This is a genomic window from Candidatus Binataceae bacterium (genome assembly GCA_035294265.1).
Classification (GTDB): domain Bacteria; phylum Desulfobacterota; class Binatia; order Binatales; family Binataceae; genus DATGLK01.
Map to the genome: position 1 here is coordinate 1 of DATGLK010000034.1, position 18,778 is coordinate 18,778.

Genomic DNA, 18,778 nt, shown 5'->3' on the forward strand with positions numbered 1-18,778 from the left:
ATATGCGTGTCACTGTGGGGTTCTTGTTGGTCACCACGTCAATAAAGCCGGGATCTTGATGGGTGAAGCCGTTGTGATCCTGGCGCCAGACCGTGGAGCTGATAAGTAGGTTGAGTGAGGAGATAGGAGCCCGCCATTGCACCGCCTGGCATTTGCTCAACCACTTGGCGTGCTGATTGACCATCGAATCGATAATGTGCATGAAGGCTTCGTAGCTGTTGAGCAGGCCATGGCGGCCCGTGAGCAGATAGCCCTCCAACCAGCCCTCCAGGGTGGTCTCGCTGAGCATCTCCATCACCCGGCCGTCGGGTGCGATCTCGGTCCCGTCGGCATCCTCGGGCAGGCGTTGCGCCAGCCAGGTCTTTTTGGAGGCTTGGTAGATTGCCTGCAAATGGTTGGAGGCGGTTTCGTCGGGACCGAAAACGCGAAAGCGCTGCATGTTGTCGCGCATCACGTCGCGCAGAAATTTACCCAGGATATAAGTGTTCTCTGCCTCCATGCGGCCGGGATGATCGACCGTGACGGCGTAATTACGAAAATCGGGCAAGCGCAGGGGTTCGCGCAAAAGGCCGCCGTTGGCATGAGGATTTGCGCTCATGCGCCGAGTGCCACGCGGGGCCAATTCGCGCAATTCGGGGATCAGGCGGCCTTGCTCGTCGAACAGCTCTTGCGGCCGGTAAGAGCGCATCCATTGCTCGAGCAGACGCAGATGGGCTGGGTTGGTGGTAACATCGGGAATCGGCACCTGGTGCGCGCGCCAAAACCCCTCCAAATGATGGCCATCCAGTTCTTTGGGGGCGGTCCAGCCTTTGGGGGTGCGTAAAATAATCATTGGCCAAGCCGGCCGAGTGGGGTTGTCGTGGCTGCCACGTGCCTGGGCTTGGATGGCGCGGATGCGCCCGATCGCACGCTCCAGGGCGGCCGCCATCTTTTGATGCATCGTGGGCGGATCGTCGCCCGCCACCTCTTCCGGCGCATAGCCGTAACCCACCATCAATTGGTGCAGATCAGCGGGAGGGATGCGGGCCAGAATCGTGGGGTTGGCGATTTTGTAGCCGTTGAGGTGGAGGATCGGCAGCACGGCGCCGTCGCGCACCGGATTGAGGAACTTGTTGGAATGCCAGGAGGTGGCCAGCGGCCCGGTCTCCGCTTCGCCGTCACCTACCACCACCGCGGCGATCAGCTCGGGATTATCCATCACCGCCCCGTAGCCGTGGGCCAGGCTGTAACCCAGCTCACCGCCTTCGTGAATGGAGCCCGGCGTTTCCGGCGTGCAATGGCTGCCAATTCCGCCGGGAAAGGAAAACTGGCGGAAAAACTGAAGCATCCCGCGCTCATCCTGACTGCAATCCGGATATACCTCGGAATAGGTGCCTTCTAAATAGCCGTTGGAAAGCATCGCGGGCGCGCCGTGGCCGGGTCCCGAGATGTAGATCATGTCAAGATCCAGCTTCTGGATCAGGCGGTTGAGATGGAGCCAGACGAAAGTTTGGCCCGGGTCCGAACCCCAATGGCCCAGCAATCGCGCCTTGATCTGATCTGCGGCCAGGGGCTTCCTCAAAAGCGGGTTGTCGCGCAAGTAGAGCATTCCCACACACAGGTAATTGGCCGCCCGCCAATAGGCGTCGATTTTGGACAACTCGGCGTGCGCAAGCGGCGCGGCGGCAACATTAAGAGCTTCTTCTGCCATCTTCTGCGCTCTCCCAGGCTGATTGGATTTGAGTATAACGCCTGTCGGTGCACCCGTGGTATGCTTATTTTGTTGCGCCTTGGGCCGGGCGTGGCTTAGTCACGGCGCAAGCCAGGGGAGACGGGTTGGCGATGGAAGCGGCGGCCGGCGTAGCCGGCCAAGTGCACCAATTCTATGCGGTGGCGTTCGTCGAGAATCTCTCCCTACGTCAGCTTGTCGAGGCCTTCCCCAAGGCTCGCGTGAGCGCCCACGAGCTACACCAGAGCTTGACCCCACAAGGCGGCTTCTTCATCTATCCTTTTGGCGCCGTGGTGACCTACGATCTCACCGCCGAGCAGCGCGAGAGCGCGCTGGCGCGGCTCCATCGCGCGCGGCCCGGTCTGACCACCCAGGTCGTCCGGGAAGAATATACGGTGGTGGAAGACCCGGCCCGTAATATCGGAATCCACAACGGCATGCTGCAGGTAGATCGCTTCACTATCGGGCGAGCCGGCGTAGTGGCCCTCACCGTGGCCCAGAGCGCGGCGATGGAATACTACGAGGGGCTGATCGAGCAATTGTTTTCGCGCACGCGATCGCTGGTGGAGCGGCTGGCGACCCAAGGCTCGGTTCCCTTTCGCACCCGCCCGCTGCATCGCTTCATCGGCGAGGCAATTTCAACTCGCGCTGAAGTGCTCTCGGTGCTCCATCTGCTCGACAAGCCCGATGCGACCTGGGACGACCCGGGGATGGATCGGATCTACGATGACCTGCGCGGCGAGTTCGACCTGGTCGATCGTTATACCGCCTTGGAAATGAAGCTGCGCAGCGTGCAGGAAGCGCTAGAGCTGGTGCTGGACGTGGCGCGCGATCGGCGCTTGCTGATTCTGGAACTCGCGATCACGCTACTGATCTGCCTGGAGCTGGCAATTAATATTCTGCAACTCAAGGGCTGACAGACGTTGCCACCACAGCCGCGAGCGTGGCTAGGAAATCTCGCAACGGCTGCCGCAAAGGAGAACTTACGATGGCGTGGCTGACACGGCACATGGATCCGACTCCGCCCGGAGAACGCCTGGCGGATTTGTGGCGCCGGGACGGTATCCTGACGATTCCCGGCGCCCATCACGCGCTGGCTGGACGGCTGGCGCGGCAAGCCGGCTTCAAGGCCCTGTATCTGTCAGGTGCGGCTTTATCGGCCAGCATGGGGCTGGCGGACCTGGGGTTGTTCGGGTTGGAAGAATTATGTTTTTTCGCCCGTACCATCTTTCGCGCCACCGATCTGCCGCTGGTGGTGGACGCCGACACCGGTTTTGGCGGAGTGCTCAACGTTGTGCGCACAGTGCGCGAGTTGGAAGAGGCGGGTGCGGCGGCGGTCCAAATCGAGGACCAAATGCTGCCCAAGAAGTGTGGCCATCTGAGCGACAAGCGGCTGATAGAGCCCGAGGAGATGGCGGCTAAAATCCGCGCCGCCGTGCGCGCCCGCCGCCATTTGCGGATCATCGCGCGCACCGATGCGGCGGCGGGCGAGGGTATCGAAGCCGCGCTGGCGCGCGCCCGGCTTTATCTGGAAGCCGGCGCCGATGCGATCTTTCCCGAGGCGCTGACTGACGAGGAATGCTTCCGTCGATTCGCGCGCGAGCTGCGCGCGCCGTTGTTGGCCAACATGACGGAATTTGGCCGCACGCCCTACTTCAGCGCACGCCAGTTTGAAGAATTTGGCTACAAAATGGTAATTTTCCCCGCGTCGTCCCTACGGGTGGCGGCTAAAGCCATCGGCGAGCTGTACGAATTGCTGGCGCGCGAGGGCAGCGTGGCGAACTTGCTGGATCGGATGCAGACCCGTGCCGAGCTGTACCGGGCCTTGGAGTATTCGGAGTACGAGGCGCTCGACAGCAGTATCGCTCGCAGCCTGCTCCCCCCCGATCTGCGCCCGCGCGTGGCCCAAAAGTAGTGAGCCCAAGGGTTTGCACGCCTATAATTCAGTCGCGTTTCATCGCGACTTGATAATCCTGTCCTTGCCAGCGCCGTTCATCTTTCCAATAGAAGGTAAAGCGCAGAGGCGCGCTCTGTTCCGGTGGCAGTTTGATATCGATGTAACTCAAGTCGATGGCGCTGGGGATCGAGAGGGTGTCGGTCTGGGTCGCCCAGTCATCCAGACTCCAGTGCAGGAGAAAGGGTTGTTCGGTCACGATTCGCAACGTGCGGCCGGGTGCAATCTTGGCGGGCTGACGGTTGAGCTTCCAAATTTCCAGGGCCTCGCTACGCCGGTGGCCGCGAAAATGTTCTGCCACTTCGGGAATCAGGTCGAAATTGTGGCCGTCACGGCTGGAACGCAGCAGCTTGATGTATTCGGCATGCGCCCACATCAGTGGCATAGCCGCTCCGGTGGGTCGGCCCCGGAACATCAAGGCGGCGGGGATATCGTCCCGATCCCAGACCTGCTCGGGTAGCAAGCCGGTGACCGAGGCAAAACGCTCCATCGCCTGCAGATAGGGACGCGGGTCACGTCCGGCGGCTAATTCATAATGGCCCCGCTCGCCAGTCAGCAGTGGCCAGGGGCGGCCGACCCCCCAGCCGTCGAAGGCCCTGCCGTCATCACGCTGACCGTAACCGTCGTGGTTGTAACGCCGCCAGGCGGGACCTTGCGGTAGGTCGGCCTTGAGGCAATGATCCACCACGCGCAGTGAGTCTTCGATCAGCGGATCGCTGGGCCGGCGAATACCGTGGCGCACCAGCTCCAGAAAACCAGCATCCACTACCGCGCGGGCGGGAAAGCGATCGACACTACCGGGCGGGCGATTTTTGATCTGGATGATCGCGTGGTCGGGATCCTCGGGCGCGGTTGGATTGTTCAGGTCGATCGGCAGCAGGCGAATGAAATGGCGCTTAATATCGGGGTGCAGCTCGCCTTGGCTGGTAACCGTCCAATCCTCGAGATGGGATTCGAGAAACTCCGCGTAGCGCAGCAGGAACAGGCCGCGAGGATGGCCCAGCCGCTTGCGGCAGAAATGGGCGCCGCAAATCAGCGCCGCGATCACCGCGGCCAGGGTAGAGGGTGAATAGCCGCTGTTCTCTTCCCAGCGCTCTTGTGCGGTGGCCGGCCCGTTCAGCACCAGAAAGCGCGCTGCCCGCAGCACCATCGGCAAGGGGTCGAAATCCTTCAGCGCATTTTGCTCGGCCAGGCGAAACGCCAACAGGATGGGAAAGGCGACTTCATCGAGCTGTATGCCGTGCCAGTAAGGCTGGCCGTTGATCCAGAAGTTCTGATAAAAACTGCCGTCGGGCAATTGCGAGCACGCCAGGTAGATCAGCGCTCGCAATGCCAGCGTGGTGTTGCCGGCCGCGATTAGGCCTGTCGCGCTATTGACCATGTCGCGGGTCCACACCAGGTGGTATCCGCCCAGGTCTTCATCACCCCTGGTTTCACCCCATGGGATGCTGAGCGAGGCAATCAAAGCGCCGGGATAGGTCTTGTCCTCGTGAGCCAGCAGCAGGCTGTGGCTGGCGCGATACAGTTTGCCGCCGTCGCCGGAGATTTCCGCCAGCTCAACCAGCGCGCTGGTGGTGCGCTTCCATTGTACAATGAAGCGCTCGCGGTTGTCTTCAAAGGGCACCCCAAGTGCTTGAAACAAGGTGGTCAGAGTTCGATGAAGGCTGTCGCCGAAGGCCAGCGCCAGGGTGAATTCATGACGCTGACGCAGGTCGATTTCTCCGCACAGCGCGATGTTACCACCACCCACCGAGTCAAACTGATCGTGCAGCTCGAAATAGCGGGATAGTTGCTGCCAACCGTCGGTGGTTCCCACGTAACCGCACGATTGAGCAACGAAACCGTTGGTATTGTCCAACCCCAGCCAGGTGTTGCCCTTATGGGCGGTCAGGATGCGGCGCCCCGAGGCCAGCACAACATTGCCCTGGTTGCCCCATCCTCCGACTTCTAAATGGGGCGCAAGCAGCACGAATAGCCGTAGCCGGGGCAGAATCTGGGGCGAGCCCTCCAGCCTGACCCGAACGAGCAGGCATTCCAGGTGCGGATCAACGATGACTTCCTTGACGAGCTGGAAGTGCTGCTGCCGATCGCGGTTGAGCATGCGCACGCCAAGCGCGTCGGGGGCCAGATATTCGACACTGTGCTCCATGGAGCGTTCGTCGCTCATGAAGCTACGACCGTCGGTCACCAGAAATTGCAGATCGCGGATCTGAGGCCGATCGATGGTGGGGTAGTAAACCTCGGTGACGATGCCGGCGGCGATCGTAAACCAGATCGAGGCGGCTACCGAATAAGCCGTGCCGACGGCATCCTTGGCTCCGCGCGTCCAGCGCGGAGCGATGCCGGGACCCCCAGGCGCGGGTCGCGAGTTCAGAATGACAGCCATGACGATGCCTCCCTGACCGCCGCGTCAGCAAGTGTTAGCATAAATAAATTACATTTAGGCATGTAGCAGATAAAGCGTTGCGCCAATAACATGAAGAGTTTGCTCAGGTCGGGCGCAGACCACTCTCAAGGTGTCGCCGGCGGCTCAACGGCGATCTCGCCTGAGGCGGTAGGATGCAGCCGAAACACATAAGCTACTGCGACGCTGACCCCGTAGAGCGCCAACAAAGGGATCGCAAGCAAGAACTGTGAGATGAAATCGGGTGGAGTCAAAGCCGCCGCCACGACGAAAATTCCCAGCACCGCATAGCGCGCCTGGCGAATCAGAAAGCGATGGTCGATCAGTCCCAAGCGGGTTAGGAAAAAGGCGAAGGCTGGCATCTCGAAGGTCAAGGCGAAGGCAAGCAGCAGCTTGGCCGAGAAGGTCAGATATTCGCTGATTCGCAGGGTCGGTGTGACTCCGATGCTGGCGTACTGGGCGAGAAAAAAAGCGTAACCGATTTTGAGCACGACGGCCCAGCAGAAATAGCCGCCGAGCAGAAAAAACAGCGTGGTGAAAAAGACGAAGGGACGGGCCATCCGGCGCTCTGAGTCGTACAAGCCCGGAGCGATGAATTTCCACACTTCGTAAAGCACCGCCGGGCTGGCGATAAAGAGCGCGGCGACCAGTGCAACCTTGATCTTAGTGAAGAACGCCTCGCCAATCCCGGTGCCGATCAAAAGTACCTGATTATGCGAGACTTCGCGCAGGGGCCAGGTCAGGGCGCGAAAGAGCTGATCGACGAAGCCGTAGGCGAGCACAAAACCGACCGCGATCGCCAAGCAGGCCCTGATTAGCCGCACCCGCAGTTCCTTGAGATGCTCGATAAGCGGCATTCGGCTGTGGTCGAAGGCGGTTTGCTCTGACGGCGGCTGAAGGGCCATTGGTTCAGGTCCGATGGAAGGGCGGCGGTTTGTCCGCGGGGTTGGGCGGCGAGGGCAAGCCGGGTTCGCTGGCGGGCGCGGTGCTTACACCGTTGCTTTCTTTTTCGCCGATAGTATCGAGGTTCTCGCGGTGAACAAAAGGTGGTTCCAGAGGCTCGGCGGTTTGATCCAGGGGCGGGGGCGGATCGTTCAAACTCTCGCTGATTTCCTGGATAACGTCATTGGCGGCTGTGCGAATCTCGCGGTAAACCCGAATCCCGCTGCGCACCAACTCTGGCATCTGTTCCGGTCCCAGAACGATTAGCGCTACGATTAGGATTAGAATGATTTCAAAGATGCCCAACGATGGGTCGTCCTGCGCGCGTGCCGAGCTTTACTTCCTCAATTTAGGCCCATCAGCCAGGGGAGAGTCAACATGCTTCGCACCGTAGCCGTAGCCGATCCCCGCTACTTGGATCATTTTGCCGGCCGCGGCCATCCTGAATCGCCACGGCGGGTCGCGGTGCTCAGTGAGATGGCCGCCCAGATGAGGCGGCCGGCGTTGACAATCGTCGCCCCGCGCGCGGCTACCGAAGCGGAGATTCGGCTTTGCCACAGCGCTGAGTACCTGCGCACGGTGCGGGCCAGTGCGGCCTATTCTCGCTACGATTTCGATCCGGACACTCATTCCTGCCCAGCGACCTACGCCACCGCCCTTTTGGCTGCCGGTGGCACCTTGACCGCCCTTGATGCGGTGTTACGCGGTGACGCCGACAACGCCTTCGCGTTGATCCGGCCGCCTGGGCATCATGCCTTGCCGCAGAGGGCGATGGGCTTCTGTTTTTTCAATAACGTGGCGATCGCCGCGGCCTACCTCACCACGCTCGGCGGTCTGGAACGGGTTCTGATTCTCGATTGGGACGTTCATCATGGCAACGGCACCCAGGAGATTTTCTACTCCTCCAAGCGCGTGCTCTACGTCTCTCTACATCAGTACCCCTTTTATCCCGGTACAGGTGCGCTTGATGACATCGGTGTGGACGAAGGGCTTGGCTATACGATAAATCTGCCCTTTCCTGCGGGCTGCGGCGACGGCGATTACCTGGCTGCCTTCGACCGTATCGTGATGCCGATCGCGCGCCATTTCGCCCCCCAGGCCGTGCTGATCTCGGCTGGATTCGACGCTCATGCCCGTGATCCGCTGGCTCAAATGCAATTAACTGAAGCAAGTTTTGGCGCGATGACGCGGCGGGTCAAACGGCTGGCCGCGGAATGCTGCCAGGGCAGGCTGGTGCTGGCACTTGAAGGCGGCTACGACTTGCAAGCCCTGGCCGCGTGCGGAAAGACTGTGCTCGAGGAGCTAGGGCGCGAGGCCGATGAACCGCTAGCCGAGGCCGCGCCCGATCGAGCGGCGCCGATGCTCGAGCGCGCCCGCGCGATGCATCGCGCGCTGTGGCCTCTACCTTAAGCGAAATGCTGGCCTGCCAAGCTGGGCCTGTTTTACGAGCAGGAGCGATCCGACGCGATAACCGAGCGATGACACTTATTGGTTGGAGGTATTGGCGGACTGCTGGTAAGACGAGTTGTAAGTTTCGGCCTCGCGCTTGACTTCTTCATATAGCAGGGTGAGCGCGGCACAGCCTGCCGCGCCGATAAAAATCGACAGGGCCAGGGAATAACGGGTCTGGCTGCCAACCGCGGCCCCGCCGGCGGCTCCTACCGCGGCCGCGATGCCGGTCCGCGTCAGCTCCTGATCGAGGGTTGGGGGCTGCGTGCTACAGGCGCAAAAGCTGATGATTACGACCAGTGTCAATGCTACCGCCCGCCACAACTTCATCTCATCAACCCCATCGCCTTTCGCGCAAAACAATTCGGAAGTATCCGATGGATTTAATTTTAGCTTTTCGTGCCCACGGCCGCTCACCCTCTCGGCTAATAACTGTCTCGTTTTGTACTGGATGGCGGCAGGTTTCAGCTTTTTGAAGCATCGGAGGGTTTCTAAGATTGGGGTTCTTGTTTTGGGAGATTATGTTCGGCCAGCGCCTCTCGTAGCACTTCCGCAACGTAAGTCACATCGTTATCGCTCATCTGGGGAAACAGTGGCAGTGACAGCGCACCTTCGTAATAGGCCTCGGCCTTTGGGAAATCTCCGGCGCGATAACCGAAGCGCTCGCGATAAAGCGGGTGTAGGTGGACCGGTAAGTAATGGACCTGGGTCTTGATGCCTCGTTCGTGCAGCCGGTGGAACAGCGCGGAGCGTCGGGGCACTTGAACTACATAGAGATGGTAAGACGAGAAATTGTTGGCCGCCTGAGCAGGCCGTTTGACTTCGCTCAAGTCAGCCAGTTCGCGATCGTAGCGAGCCGCCAGCGCACGTCTTCGCTCTACCCAACCCTCCAGCTTTCGCAGTTGGCTGAGGCCCAAGGCGCATTGGATGTCGCTCAGCCGATAGTTGTATCCCAGTTCCGTTATTTCGTGCCGCCAAGGTTCCTGAGCGCCCAGTTGCATGAGCGTGCGGCCGATTCCGTGATGGCGCAGGCGGCGCAACCGCTCATAGATCTGTTGGTCATTGGTGGTAATCGCGCCGCCCTCGCCGCTCGTAATGTGTTTTACCGGGTGAAAGCTGAAGACCGTCATGTCGGAATGCGAACAATTGCCCACGCTCTGCCAGCGGCCCGTGCGATCGCGCCAGCGTGCGCCCAAGGCGTGGCAGGCATCCTCGATGATTCGCAGGCCGGCGGACCGCGCCAGGCTTGAGATTTGCTCCATAGCGCAGGGTTGGCCGGCGAAGTGAACGGGAATTACCGCTTGTGGTTGCCCCGAGGGCAGATGGTTGAGCAGGTGCGCCAAGGCAGACGGATCGAGATTTAGCGTCTCGCTATCGATATCCGCAAAGGCAGGGCGGGCGCCGCAGTAAAGGGCGCAATTGGTCGAAGCCACAAAGGTGTTAGGTGACGAGATAACCACGCCCCCTGGCCCCACGTCCGCCGCCATGCAGGCCAAGTGCAGGGCTGCCGTACCGCTGGAGGCGACGACCGCATAGCGAGCGCCAACCTTGGCCGCCAGTGCTGACTCGAACTGCTCGACCCGCGGGCCGGTGGTAAGCCAATCCGAGCGCAAGGCGTCAACCACTGCTGCCACGTCGTTATCGTCGATCCATTGGCGACCATACGGGAGATTTCGCGCCACCGTCATATATCAACCTTTCCGAATCTAAGCTGCGCAGCCTGCGCTTGCACTGTAGCAGAACCACACGCGCCACTCACGGCACGGCCGTTATCTACCGCACGGGCGTGCCCAAGGGGCCGTTTAAGGTAGCGCGAACGTTCTGTCGACGGAGAGCCCGACGAAACAGCGGTGAATCGGACGCGGCGGTTTTGCCGCTGCTATCCCATTCTTCATCGGAGAGCGAGGAAAGGAGCAAGGCAGTTGCGATGGGCGCTTAGGGTGGCCACAGGCATCAAGCGCCAGCGCGGCTGTAGCCAGAAGGGGGGATCACCGTGCTTCGCCGGCTTTTGCCATTGGGCGTGTTTGGCCCAACTTTGATGGTAGCTGGCTGTTTGATGACTTCCATCGGCGTGGAGCATCCCAATTTGGTACGATCAATGGATTTCGGTCAGCCACAGATTGTCCATCTTTGCGTATATCTGGACGATGGAATCAGCGAAGCGACCGCTCGGCAACTCCTCGCCTCGTGGGACGAGCAGGCAAACGCCTTCAAACTCGCCGTCCAGGTCAGCAGCTATCAAGCGTTACCTAGAAACGCGTTTTTTCACCAGGCCCTGCTCGATGAGATTGTCGCTCAGCCGCTGGCACCCAATTGCGATCGCGCGCTGTATTTTGTCAACCGCGAACTCGGCGACTTCGTATGGGGCGATTTATTGGCTTTGGCGCTGCCGATGCCGGAGGTCCTGGGCGAAGTCGATGACGCCACTTTCACCCATGGTTTCGTGGTAGCCAAGCGGCTGAGCTTGAATCAGCTGGTGTTGTCGCCCTATTTGACTACGCGCCACGAGCTGTATCATCTGATGGGCTGCCGGCGCCATTTCGATATGCCGAACTGCTACCAAAGTATTCGGGCGCTCAAGCGCCGGGAACAAGTGCTGCTGGCAAAAGGCGTGTCGCTCAAGCTGAAAGAGGCGCCCTTCTACCCAACCTGGGACGGTTATTCAGATTCTACGCTCGATAGCCGTCAAGCTGTTAATGAGGTGCTTAACGAGCGAGCGGACTGAATGAAAAAACGGCCGAAGCTGACCCTCGGCCGTTTTCCGCTTTTAGATACCTGCTACTACTTGGAAGGACTGGCGGGACTGGAAGAGCTGAAGCCGCCGCTTGCGGCGATACCGCCCAAGGTTCCACCAAGCACCGCACCGGTGGCACCCAGACCGATTCCCAGCGCTCCCAGGGTGCCAATACCGGCACCAGCGCCAAAGCTGCCGAGGCCCCCGCCAACTCCTGCGATGGCCTGATCGAAGGCATCCGCGGCGGTGGATACATTCCAGTCCGAGGTCAGGCCATCGGGACCGATATATGCCACCGCGTCACCAGCCTTGACTCCGGTAGCCAGAGGATCGAGCTTCAAAACATATACGCGGTCCGGGATGATCCCGCTGATGACGTATCTGCCGTCGGCTCCGGTAACCCCATGAGCAATGACTTTGCCAGTTACCTTGTCCACGGCGTTGATTTGCACTCCCGCCACTGGTTTGCCATCCGGTCCGTTGACGATTCCCACGACCTTGGTCAAAGCCGCGGGCGCGGTAGAGCTTATGGCGTTAGCGGGCATGGCCAGAGCCACGGCGAAAATCACGCCGACGAGCAAGCCGAGTCCCACTTTAGTCACGTCTTTGTCCTCCGGTCGGAAAAACCCTTGTTAATCTAGTCTCACCAAATTGACAATTCAAGACCTTTTTGCGTGATTTCAGGCCGAGTTTGCGCAGTGGTGGGAGAGCGGAACAAGGGTCGCCAGGATGGCGATGGTTGCCTCCGAATCTCGCTCCCATCCGGGGCAACATTCGGGTTTCCCAAGCAGCCATGTCCTGGCGCACTGCGGCGATCCCGGCGCGAAAATCACTGCGTCCCTGGGCGAGTTCGCCCTTCAGATCAGCCATCTTGCCTCCGGCGCCCACAAACTTTTCGTTCATTTCGTGTCGACGTGCGGCGAGATCGTACTTGTTTATCCCAGCTTCGGTGAAAGCCTCTCCCATCGCCGGCGATAAAGCTTCGGCCTGTTCCTGGGTGAAGTGGGCCTCGCGCAACCGTTTAGCGAGCTTGAGCGTGTCCAAGGCGGTGGTCATGTCTAATTTTTATGCTAAATTGTCATAGCTGCCGCGGTGTTCCAGCTTCAAGGTTCGACGCGGGCCAGTTCGTGATGCCAGGATTGGCGCACCCAAGGCTGGCCATGGCAATCCTCGACCGCAGAATCGCTGCATCGCTCCAACATCGAAGCCTCGACCATAAGCTTCTGACCCTGCAGATAGCAGTGAAAATAATAATCGTAAGAGACCGAGGGCTTAGGGCCGGGCAGGAACCCCAGCACTTTGAGTTCCATCGGGAGAACTCCGAAAGCATGCAACATGACGAAATTGCCGTTCTGAAAGACGATGTCGGTATGTCCCCGGCGCTCGCCCACCGACGGCACCACCCATTGTGAGGTCAAGTGGAGGGGACTGTCGGCCGAAAAGCTAGCCGTCGTGGTGCTGCCCAACCGGTTAAAACACAATTGATAGGTCGCCGGCGACCACCCGTCGACCTCTGGGCCTTCGAGAAATCGCCAGGTGTCGGGCTTGGTTATGGTGGCCTGCCAACATCCCTCGAAACCCGGCGCCATCTGGGGCAGCTCGGGCGGCCGCATCGGCGCTGGGACCAAAGGTTTGACGGGAATGGTAGCGACGTTGGATGGCGCCGCAGGCGGAGATGGAGGTTCCACCGCAGCCAGCTGTGGTCTGCGGCGGATCACGATGACCTTGACCTGCGGCGCAGTGGGCGTCAGCGATGCCGATTGCTTGAGGTCGCGAATCCGGTTTCGCGTGAACCCTTTCCAGTACTCCAGAGTGGCCATCGGGGCCAGCTTGTCGTACGCGGCCGAGGCGAACGCAGACGCCTCGTCGGCCAGGCCGGCCACGGTTGTTCCCGCAAGTGAGCGCTTGAGTCCGGATAAGTCGATTAGTCCCAGCGCGGATAGCGCCAGGATGGCAATTATCCCGCCTAGCAGGATCAATTTGCGCATAAGCACCGCGATCGGTTTATGCTCGCAAGGCCCATTTCCCGACCCGCACGCGATCTTTTAGCCGGCATTGCACCCGCTATCGCATCCGCGCCTGCCGCGCTCTTGAAATTCCGCATTCTCGCCACCATATGTATAATCGAATCGGGGCCCCAGGGTGAACGGTCCGCGCTACTATCGGGGCGACGGAAACCATGAGCTATCTGCTGCCGTTTTGGAATTACCGTATCTCGTTCTGGCTTACGGTAGCCACCGGTGTCTTGCTTCTTTGGCAATACTTGGGCGCCAAGGGGACTTTTGGTCATGTGCTGCGATGGGCAGGTGCGCTGCTGCTCAGCCTGTTCGTGGTATATATGAACACCGCGATGGTGCTCAGCCGGCCGCGAGTGCCGATCACTAATCCTTGGCATATCCGCATAATGGCGTTTCACCAAAGCGTGGGGCTGATTTATTTCGCCTTGATGGCGATTATGCCGGTTCTTGGGATTGGTGTGATGGTCGCGTCACGACGGGGCTGGAAAAACAAGGCGGCAATCCGCGCGACACACCGGTATGCGGCCTACGCCGCAGGAATTTGCTGGCTGGTTTCCAATGTTGCCAGTGAAATCGGCTCGCGAATTCCTCTCACTTAAGCATCGCCAGTACCTCTGTAGGGCGCCAGGCGCGCCGAGCTGCAATTTACCCGGTTCGTCCTAACAGTCGTTCAACCGCTTCTACCATGGCGCGAGGATCGGCGCGGTTTTGGCCCGCGATATCCAATGCGCTTCCGTGAGCCACCGAGGAAAATAGGATCGGCGTGCCAATCGTCAAGGCGGCGGCGCGATTATGGCCCAGGAGCTTGGCGGCGATATGTCCCTGATCGTGGTACATCACTACAAAACCGTCGTATCCCGGGCGCTGGAAGAGGGTGTCGGCACCAAACGGCCCCTCCAAATCGAGCCCCATCCGCCGGCCGGCTTCGATGGCGGGTATAATCACCGCCGCTTCTTCATTGCCGAATAGGCCATTTTCGCCGGCGTGCGGATTGAGCCCCGCGACCGCGATTCGCGGCCGCGCAATGCTCATCTGACGCAGCGCGCGGTTGGTCGCCTCAAAGACCTTGCCCAGCCGCGGGGCGCTGATTAGTTCGATGGCCCGGCGCAGGCTCTGATGCAGGGTCGCATGCACTATCCGGGTGCGTTCGAAGCAGAGCATCAGGAAGACGTCTTCGGGCGCGGTCGCGGTGCAGCGGGCGACGAAGGAGGGATAGCCGTCGAATTCGATGCCGGCCTGCTTGATCGCCAACTCGGTCTGGGGCGCGGCCACCACCGCGTCCACCCGATGAGCCAGGGCCGCGGCGATTGCCGCCGCCGCCGCATCGACCGCGGCGCGGCCATGAGCGGCGCGAACCTCGCCGAGGATCAGCGGCTGGTCGCGAAAATGGTCGAGGTCCCAGAATTCCACTGCGCTTCCTTGCGCGCCGCCGATTTCCTCCAGCGTGTGGATAACTGCCAACTCGGGCAGCATGACGCCGGCGTCGCGCTGCGCCTGGACCGCCGCCCAATCGCCGATCAGCAGCGGGATACACAGTTCACGCAGGCGCGTGTTGGCCGCGGTCTTGAGCGCGATTTCCGGCCCGATACCGGCGGGATCGCCCAGGGTGATCGCAATGCGGGGAAGGCTCATGAGGCTCCTGCCGCGCCGGTTTGCATGCATCCGCCCGCGCCAATCAGATCTTGAACTCTTCGAAGGTCTCCGGAGCGAACAATTCCTCGGGTTTCAGGCGCCGCTGGGACAGTCCTTGTTCGTAATGGTAGCGCAGAAAGGTATCTAGCACCTGGCGATTGGGCTCCAGGCCGTAGGCCCACCAGTTGTTGCCCAAAACGCGACGGGTCTCCTCGACGTGGGCTATCTGCCAGGGCAGCATCACTTTGAGGGCGGCGGTGATATAGAGGTCCTCGTAGGTCTTGCGCTGGGCCCGCACGAAGGCTTTGAACAGCGACTGCGCAATCCACGGGTTGGCCCGATAAAGTTCGCGCCGCATCACTACCGTGTGCATGATGGGAAAAATCCGGGTGCGCCGGTAATAGTCCTGCTCGACCTCGACATAATTTTCGAACAGGCGGCGAACCGTGCCCGGCCGCGACAGGTAGGTCGAGGGCATTCGCGCGGTATGCAGGGCGTCAATCTCGCCCTCGGCCAGCATCTGCGACAGCGTACTGGTGGGGCCAATTGGATTGAGCTTAAAGCGCGCCGGCAAATTCAGCTTGACCTTTTCTACCCGCCCGGTTTCTTCTTCGCCGCCAATAAAGTATTGCACCCCCGCCGGATCTACTCCGTATTCGTCCTGGAGCAGACCACGTATCCAAACCGGTGCCGTCATCTCGTATTCGGGCGTGCCGATCCGCTTGCCCACCAAGTCGCTCGGTTGCCGGATCGTGCTGCGGTTGGAGACATAAATGCTTGAGTGGCGAAAGGCGCGCGAAGGGAAGACTGGGATCGCGATGAAAGGCGGGTCGTCGCCACTGAGCGTAACGGTGTAGGTTGACAGCGACATCTCCGCCAAGTCGAACTCCCGGTAGCGCGCCATCCGGAAGAAGGTCTCTTCCACCGGCAGGTTGAGATAGTTCAAATCGATACCTTCGGCAGTGACACTGCCTTCGGCCAGAGCGCGCGTGCGATCGTAATCCCAGCAGGCAAAGGTCAGGCGCAATTTTGACATTCAGCGGACCTCGATCGTGATTCAAATAGACTAAACCGCCGGCTGCCCCCAGCCAGTGGTTTAGTCTATCCGATTAAACCGTCACCGGCGGGGAACCGGGCTCGGGAAACAGGCCGTGCTTGGCCGCCTCCTTGAAGTTGGCCTCGCGCGGCAGTTCGATTGAACAGGAGCGTACCCGCTGCATGGCGGGAGCCAGGCCTGGAAGGGGCTGACCGGCGCGATTGGCCTTGGCCGCGTTGAGCAGCAGCCGGCGCGCCATGATGATGCCGTTATCGGTGGAGGCCAGGTTTTCCTCCGACCGATCCACGATCGGACCCATGCTTTCCTGCAGCGAGGCGTCCTGCATCGCAATCCCCTCCACCCCGCTGAAGGTCAGGCCCGCGGCTTGCGCCTCACGGTCCATCAGGTAGTCGTTATGCAGGTTGGCCGCCGGAATGTAGGTGCCAGGGACGTAACGGACGTGAATCCCGCGCCCGTCGCGCATCGCCGCCAACTCCTGGTGGGTTAGCTCGCGGCTGGGGTGATAGCTGATGCTCCAGGCCCAGCAGTGCTCATCGTCGATCGGCACCCACGCGTGAGCGTTGATAGGGTGACCGGCGCGGGGTGGAATCACGGTATAGAAGGGGGCGATAAACGGCGTAATCCGCCAGTAATAACGATCGTGCTCGGCATTGCGTCGCGCCCCGATCAAAAGTCCGCCGTCGAAAGGGACCACCTCGAACACAGGCATCCGATCCCGATCGTTGTAGACATTGCCTTTACTGCCCAAAAACAAGGGGTCGGTCTTGAGCGCGGCACTGTGCAGGAAAGAAACGTGGCTGGAATCGATACCGCCTTCAAGGGCCTGCAGGTAGTTGCATTCCTGCAAGCGCTTGGACACGAAACGATGGGTGGCCGGCACCAGGGTCCATTCCAATTCGGGCGGCTGCGGCTGCTTATCGGGCGGACCCATATAAACCCAAATCACGTTGCCGCGCTCGATCGTTGGGTAAGATTTCAGCTTGATCCGCTGGCGCATCCCGCTATGGTCGGGTTCGGAGGGCAGGTCCACGCACTGCCCGTTCACATCGTACTTCCAACCGTGATAAGCGCAGCGAATACCGCAATCTTCGTTACGACCAAACCATAACGAGGCGCGGCGATGGGCGCACAGTTCGTCGATCACTCCCAGCCGGTTCTGGCTGTCGCGAAAAGCCAGCAAACGCTCGCCCAGTAATTTCAACTTGACGGGTGGACAATCAGGGCCCGGCACCTCCTCGGCAAGCAGAGCCGGCATCCAATAGCGCCGGAAAAGATCGCCCATAAGAGTGCCGGAATTGGTTTGGGTCAACTGCTCGTTGATTTCCTTTGAAAGCGCCATCTCACTGTCCTCGCTGCCGGGTTCAGACCGCCCCGTCGCTCTATTTGCCGTCCGGTTGCTTACGGGGCGGCGCGCCGTTCCTCCGGATCGATGCAGACCTTACCCTCGATCAGGTGCACGGTCCATGTTCGCAGCGGTTCGGTGCAGGGAGGGAAAGTCGGCTGCCCGCTGGGGATGTGAAAGCGGCCCTGATGGAAAGGGCATTCGATTTCATCATCCATGATCATGCCCTCGGACATGAGACCGGGTCCATGCGTGCAATTTTCTTGCGTAACGTAATACTCCCCGCCCAGGTTATACACCGCATAATCTGCGCCGCCTGCCGACACGTGCAGTGGCAGGTCGGGGTTTACTTCGCTGCTCTCGCACAGCACGATTAGATTGCTTGGCTCTGCCATCGCCTACCAGTGCGCGCGCCTTGCTTACTCAGGCTTGTGCCCCGTCAATCCAACGAATTACCGAGGTGAGCTGGCGCGGCATTGGCTTGGCTTCGGCCAACGCGGTGTGTCCCAGATAAATCGAGGCCACGATGCGATCCGACGGGTCCAGTCCGAGATAGCGCTTGACCTCGGGATCGTGGACCATTTTTCCCGTTCGCCACATCGCCGCTAAGCCGCGGGCGTGCGCCGCCACCAGGATATTTTCGACCGCGGCGGCGGTGGCCGCAAAATCTTCCTCCGCCATTTCCGGATCGTCCGCCGTCCGCGTACTGACCACTATCACGAGCGGGGCTCGCTTGAGCTTGCGCACCTCGTTATCGATGATCTTATCGCGCTGCGCCGGCTCCGCTTTGGCCGCCGTTCGCGCGCCCCAGAAGCGACCCAGGTGCTCCAGCCCGTCGCCTTCCACGATCGTGAAACGCCACGGTTCGGTCAGGCGATGGTTGGGCGCGCATGTCGCCAACTCGATCAGCTCCTCGACCACTTCGCGCGGAACCCGGCCTTCCGCTAGAGGCATGCTGCGCCGCGTCCGTATCGCTTCAATCGCGTCCATAAACCGGTCCTTTAAGTCAGTTACCGCCAGTAAAATACAAATCTTCCCGTCAAGCGGAGTCAAGTTTATCAGAATGGGGCGAGGAGTCGATCCGCGGACAGGTCAAGGGCCGGCGACTAGCCCCTGCAATACGAACTGCGCGGCCGTCCCGCCCGTGAGCACAAGAGGCGGGTTAAAAGTAAAAACGTTACTCGTGTCTGGCGTGTTGACGGTGACGCTACGCGTTCCAGCGACTGTGGTTGCCTCGAGGGTTAGCCAATGGAACATCGAGGGGTCGCTTACCGCGATTGTCAGGTTGGCTATCTGCTGGCTGGCTCCCGGACTAGCGTTGAGCATGAAAGTGCCGAGCACCACAGTCTGGCCCGGGACCACCCGTAGATCGACCGCAACCGCACCGCTTACGCTTCCGCCCGGCACGGGCACGGTGCTGGCGGTTGGAGCCGGGGTTGGGACCGGCGAAAAGGTAGGGGGCGGATTAATGGTAGCCGACGGGCTCGGGGCCGCCGTCGGACTAGGGGTCGGGCCGGGGCTCTGGGTTGGCGCCGGGG

Annotated in this window: 20 protein-coding genes; 5 read left to right on the top strand and 15 right to left on the bottom strand. The window is 60.7% G+C overall.

Going from position 1 to position 18,778, the window contains the following annotated elements; translation table 11 throughout:
- The coding region (locus VKV28_06165; GenBank protein ID HLH76379.1) for a phosphoketolase family protein at positions 1 to 1,690 on the bottom strand (1,690 nt) is incomplete at its 3' end.
- Between the two features lie 131 nt (positions 1,691 to 1,821).
- Here VKV28_06165 and VKV28_06170 point away from each other — a divergent pair.
- Together VKV28_06170 and prpB are read left to right on the top strand one after the other, a co-directional pair.
- Positions 1,822 to 2,625, top strand: coding sequence for an RMD1 family protein (locus VKV28_06170; protein HLH76380.1), 804 nt, complete (start codon positions 1,822 to 1,824; stop codon positions 2,623 to 2,625).
- 71 nt (positions 2,626 to 2,696) lie between these two features.
- The gene (gene prpB, locus VKV28_06175) at positions 2,697 to 3,623 is read left to right on the top strand and encodes a methylisocitrate lyase (GenBank protein HLH76381.1); all 927 of its coding nucleotides are present in this window, start codon (positions 2,697 to 2,699) and stop codon (positions 3,621 to 3,623) included.
- 28 nt (positions 3,624 to 3,651) lie between these two features.
- Here the strand turns inward: prpB and VKV28_06180 are convergent, their stop codons facing one another.
- From VKV28_06180 to VKV28_06190, 3 genes are all read right to left on the bottom strand, one after another.
- Positions 3,652 to 6,048, bottom strand: a complete 2,397-nt coding sequence (locus tag VKV28_06180; GenBank protein ID HLH76382.1) for a glycoside hydrolase family 15 protein — start codon at positions 6,046 to 6,048, stop codon at positions 3,652 to 3,654.
- 125 nt (positions 6,049 to 6,173) lie between these two features.
- Positions 6,174 to 6,971 (bottom strand): twin-arginine translocase subunit TatC, encoded by a 798-nt coding sequence (gene tatC / locus VKV28_06185; protein ID HLH76383.1) that lies wholly within the window; start codon positions 6,969 to 6,971, stop codon positions 6,174 to 6,176.
- Between the two features lie 4 nt (positions 6,972 to 6,975).
- A complete protein-coding gene (locus VKV28_06190) occupies positions 6,976 to 7,314 on the bottom strand; it encodes a twin-arginine translocase TatA/TatE family subunit (protein ID HLH76384.1) in 339 nt (112 codons plus the stop codon).
- Between the two features lie 72 nt (positions 7,315 to 7,386).
- Here VKV28_06190 and VKV28_06195 point away from each other — a divergent pair, with 72 nt between their 5' ends.
- Positions 7,387 to 8,418 (top strand): histone deacetylase, encoded by a 1,032-nt coding sequence (locus VKV28_06195; protein HLH76385.1) that lies wholly within the window; start codon positions 7,387 to 7,389, stop codon positions 8,416 to 8,418.
- Positions 8,419 to 8,493: 75 nt separating this feature from the next.
- On the opposite strand, the gene VKV28_06200 is transcribed toward VKV28_06195, so the two are convergent.
- Both VKV28_06200 and pseC read right to left on the bottom strand, forming a co-directional pair.
- Entirely contained in the window at positions 8,494 to 8,787 is a 294-nt protein-coding gene (locus VKV28_06200) for a hypothetical protein (protein ID HLH76386.1), read from the bottom strand.
- 161 nt (positions 8,788 to 8,948) lie between these two features.
- Entirely contained in the window at positions 8,949 to 10,145 is a 1,197-nt protein-coding gene (pseC, locus tag VKV28_06205; protein ID HLH76387.1) for a UDP-4-amino-4,6-dideoxy-N-acetyl-beta-L-altrosamine transaminase, read from the bottom strand.
- Positions 10,146 to 10,513: 368 nt separating this feature from the next.
- Here pseC and VKV28_06210 point away from each other — a divergent pair, with 368 nt between their 5' ends.
- Positions 10,514 to 11,182 carry a hypothetical protein gene (locus VKV28_06210; GenBank protein ID HLH76388.1) on the top strand — a complete coding sequence of 223 codons (669 nt, stop codon included), beginning with the start codon at positions 10,514 to 10,516 and terminating at the stop codon, positions 11,180 to 11,182.
- 56 nt (positions 11,183 to 11,238) lie between these two features.
- Here VKV28_06210 and VKV28_06215 read toward each other — a convergent pair whose 3' ends face one another.
- Genes VKV28_06215 through VKV28_06225 form a run of 3 tightly spaced genes read right to left on the bottom strand, consistent with a single transcriptional unit; the run spans position 11,239 to position 13,179 of the window.
- Entirely contained in the window at positions 11,239 to 11,793 is a 555-nt protein-coding gene (locus VKV28_06215; GenBank protein HLH76389.1) for a carboxypeptidase-like regulatory domain-containing protein, read from the bottom strand.
- Entirely contained in the window at positions 11,786 to 12,247 is a 462-nt protein-coding gene (locus VKV28_06220; protein ID HLH76390.1) for a hypothetical protein, read from the bottom strand. The genes VKV28_06215 and VKV28_06220 overlap by 8 nt, the downstream gene beginning before the upstream one ends.
- 47 nt (positions 12,248 to 12,294) lie before the next feature.
- Complete coding sequence (locus tag VKV28_06225) at positions 12,295 to 13,179, bottom strand: hypothetical protein (protein ID HLH76391.1); 885 nt, start codon at positions 13,177 to 13,179, stop codon at positions 12,295 to 12,297.
- 191 nt (positions 13,180 to 13,370) lie between these two features.
- Between VKV28_06225 and VKV28_06230 the strand changes: the two genes are divergently transcribed.
- On the top strand, positions 13,371 to 13,808 hold the full coding sequence (locus tag VKV28_06230; GenBank protein ID HLH76392.1) for a hypothetical protein: 438 nt from the start codon (positions 13,371 to 13,373) through the stop codon (positions 13,806 to 13,808).
- 46 nt (positions 13,809 to 13,854) lie between these two features.
- Here the strand turns inward: VKV28_06230 and VKV28_06235 are convergent, their stop codons facing one another.
- The 6 genes from VKV28_06235 to VKV28_06260 form a co-directional block, all read right to left on the bottom strand.
- Positions 13,855 to 14,841, bottom strand: coding sequence for a 4-hydroxythreonine-4-phosphate dehydrogenase PdxA (locus tag VKV28_06235; GenBank protein HLH76393.1), 987 nt, complete (start codon positions 14,839 to 14,841; stop codon positions 13,855 to 13,857).
- A 43-nt stretch (positions 14,842 to 14,884) separates the two neighbouring features.
- Complete coding sequence (locus VKV28_06240; GenBank protein HLH76394.1) at positions 14,885 to 15,877, bottom strand: hypothetical protein; 993 nt, start codon at positions 15,875 to 15,877, stop codon at positions 14,885 to 14,887.
- A gap of 73 nt (positions 15,878 to 15,950) precedes the next feature.
- The gene (locus VKV28_06245; GenBank protein HLH76395.1) at positions 15,951 to 17,237 is read right to left on the bottom strand and encodes a Rieske 2Fe-2S domain-containing protein; all 1,287 of its coding nucleotides are present in this window, start codon (positions 17,235 to 17,237) and stop codon (positions 15,951 to 15,953) included.
- Positions 17,238 to 17,296: 59 nt separating this feature from the next.
- Entirely contained in the window at positions 17,297 to 17,635 is a 339-nt protein-coding gene (locus tag VKV28_06250) for a non-heme iron oxygenase ferredoxin subunit (GenBank protein HLH76396.1), read from the bottom strand.
- A gap of 28 nt (positions 17,636 to 17,663) precedes the next feature.
- The gene (locus VKV28_06255) at positions 17,664 to 18,194 is read right to left on the bottom strand and encodes a nitroreductase (protein HLH76397.1); all 531 of its coding nucleotides are present in this window, start codon (positions 18,192 to 18,194) and stop codon (positions 17,664 to 17,666) included.
- 138 nt (positions 18,195 to 18,332) lie between these two features.
- Positions 18,333 to 18,778 (bottom strand): hypothetical protein (locus VKV28_06260; protein ID HLH76398.1); only part of this gene is annotated, 446 nt, incomplete at its 5' end.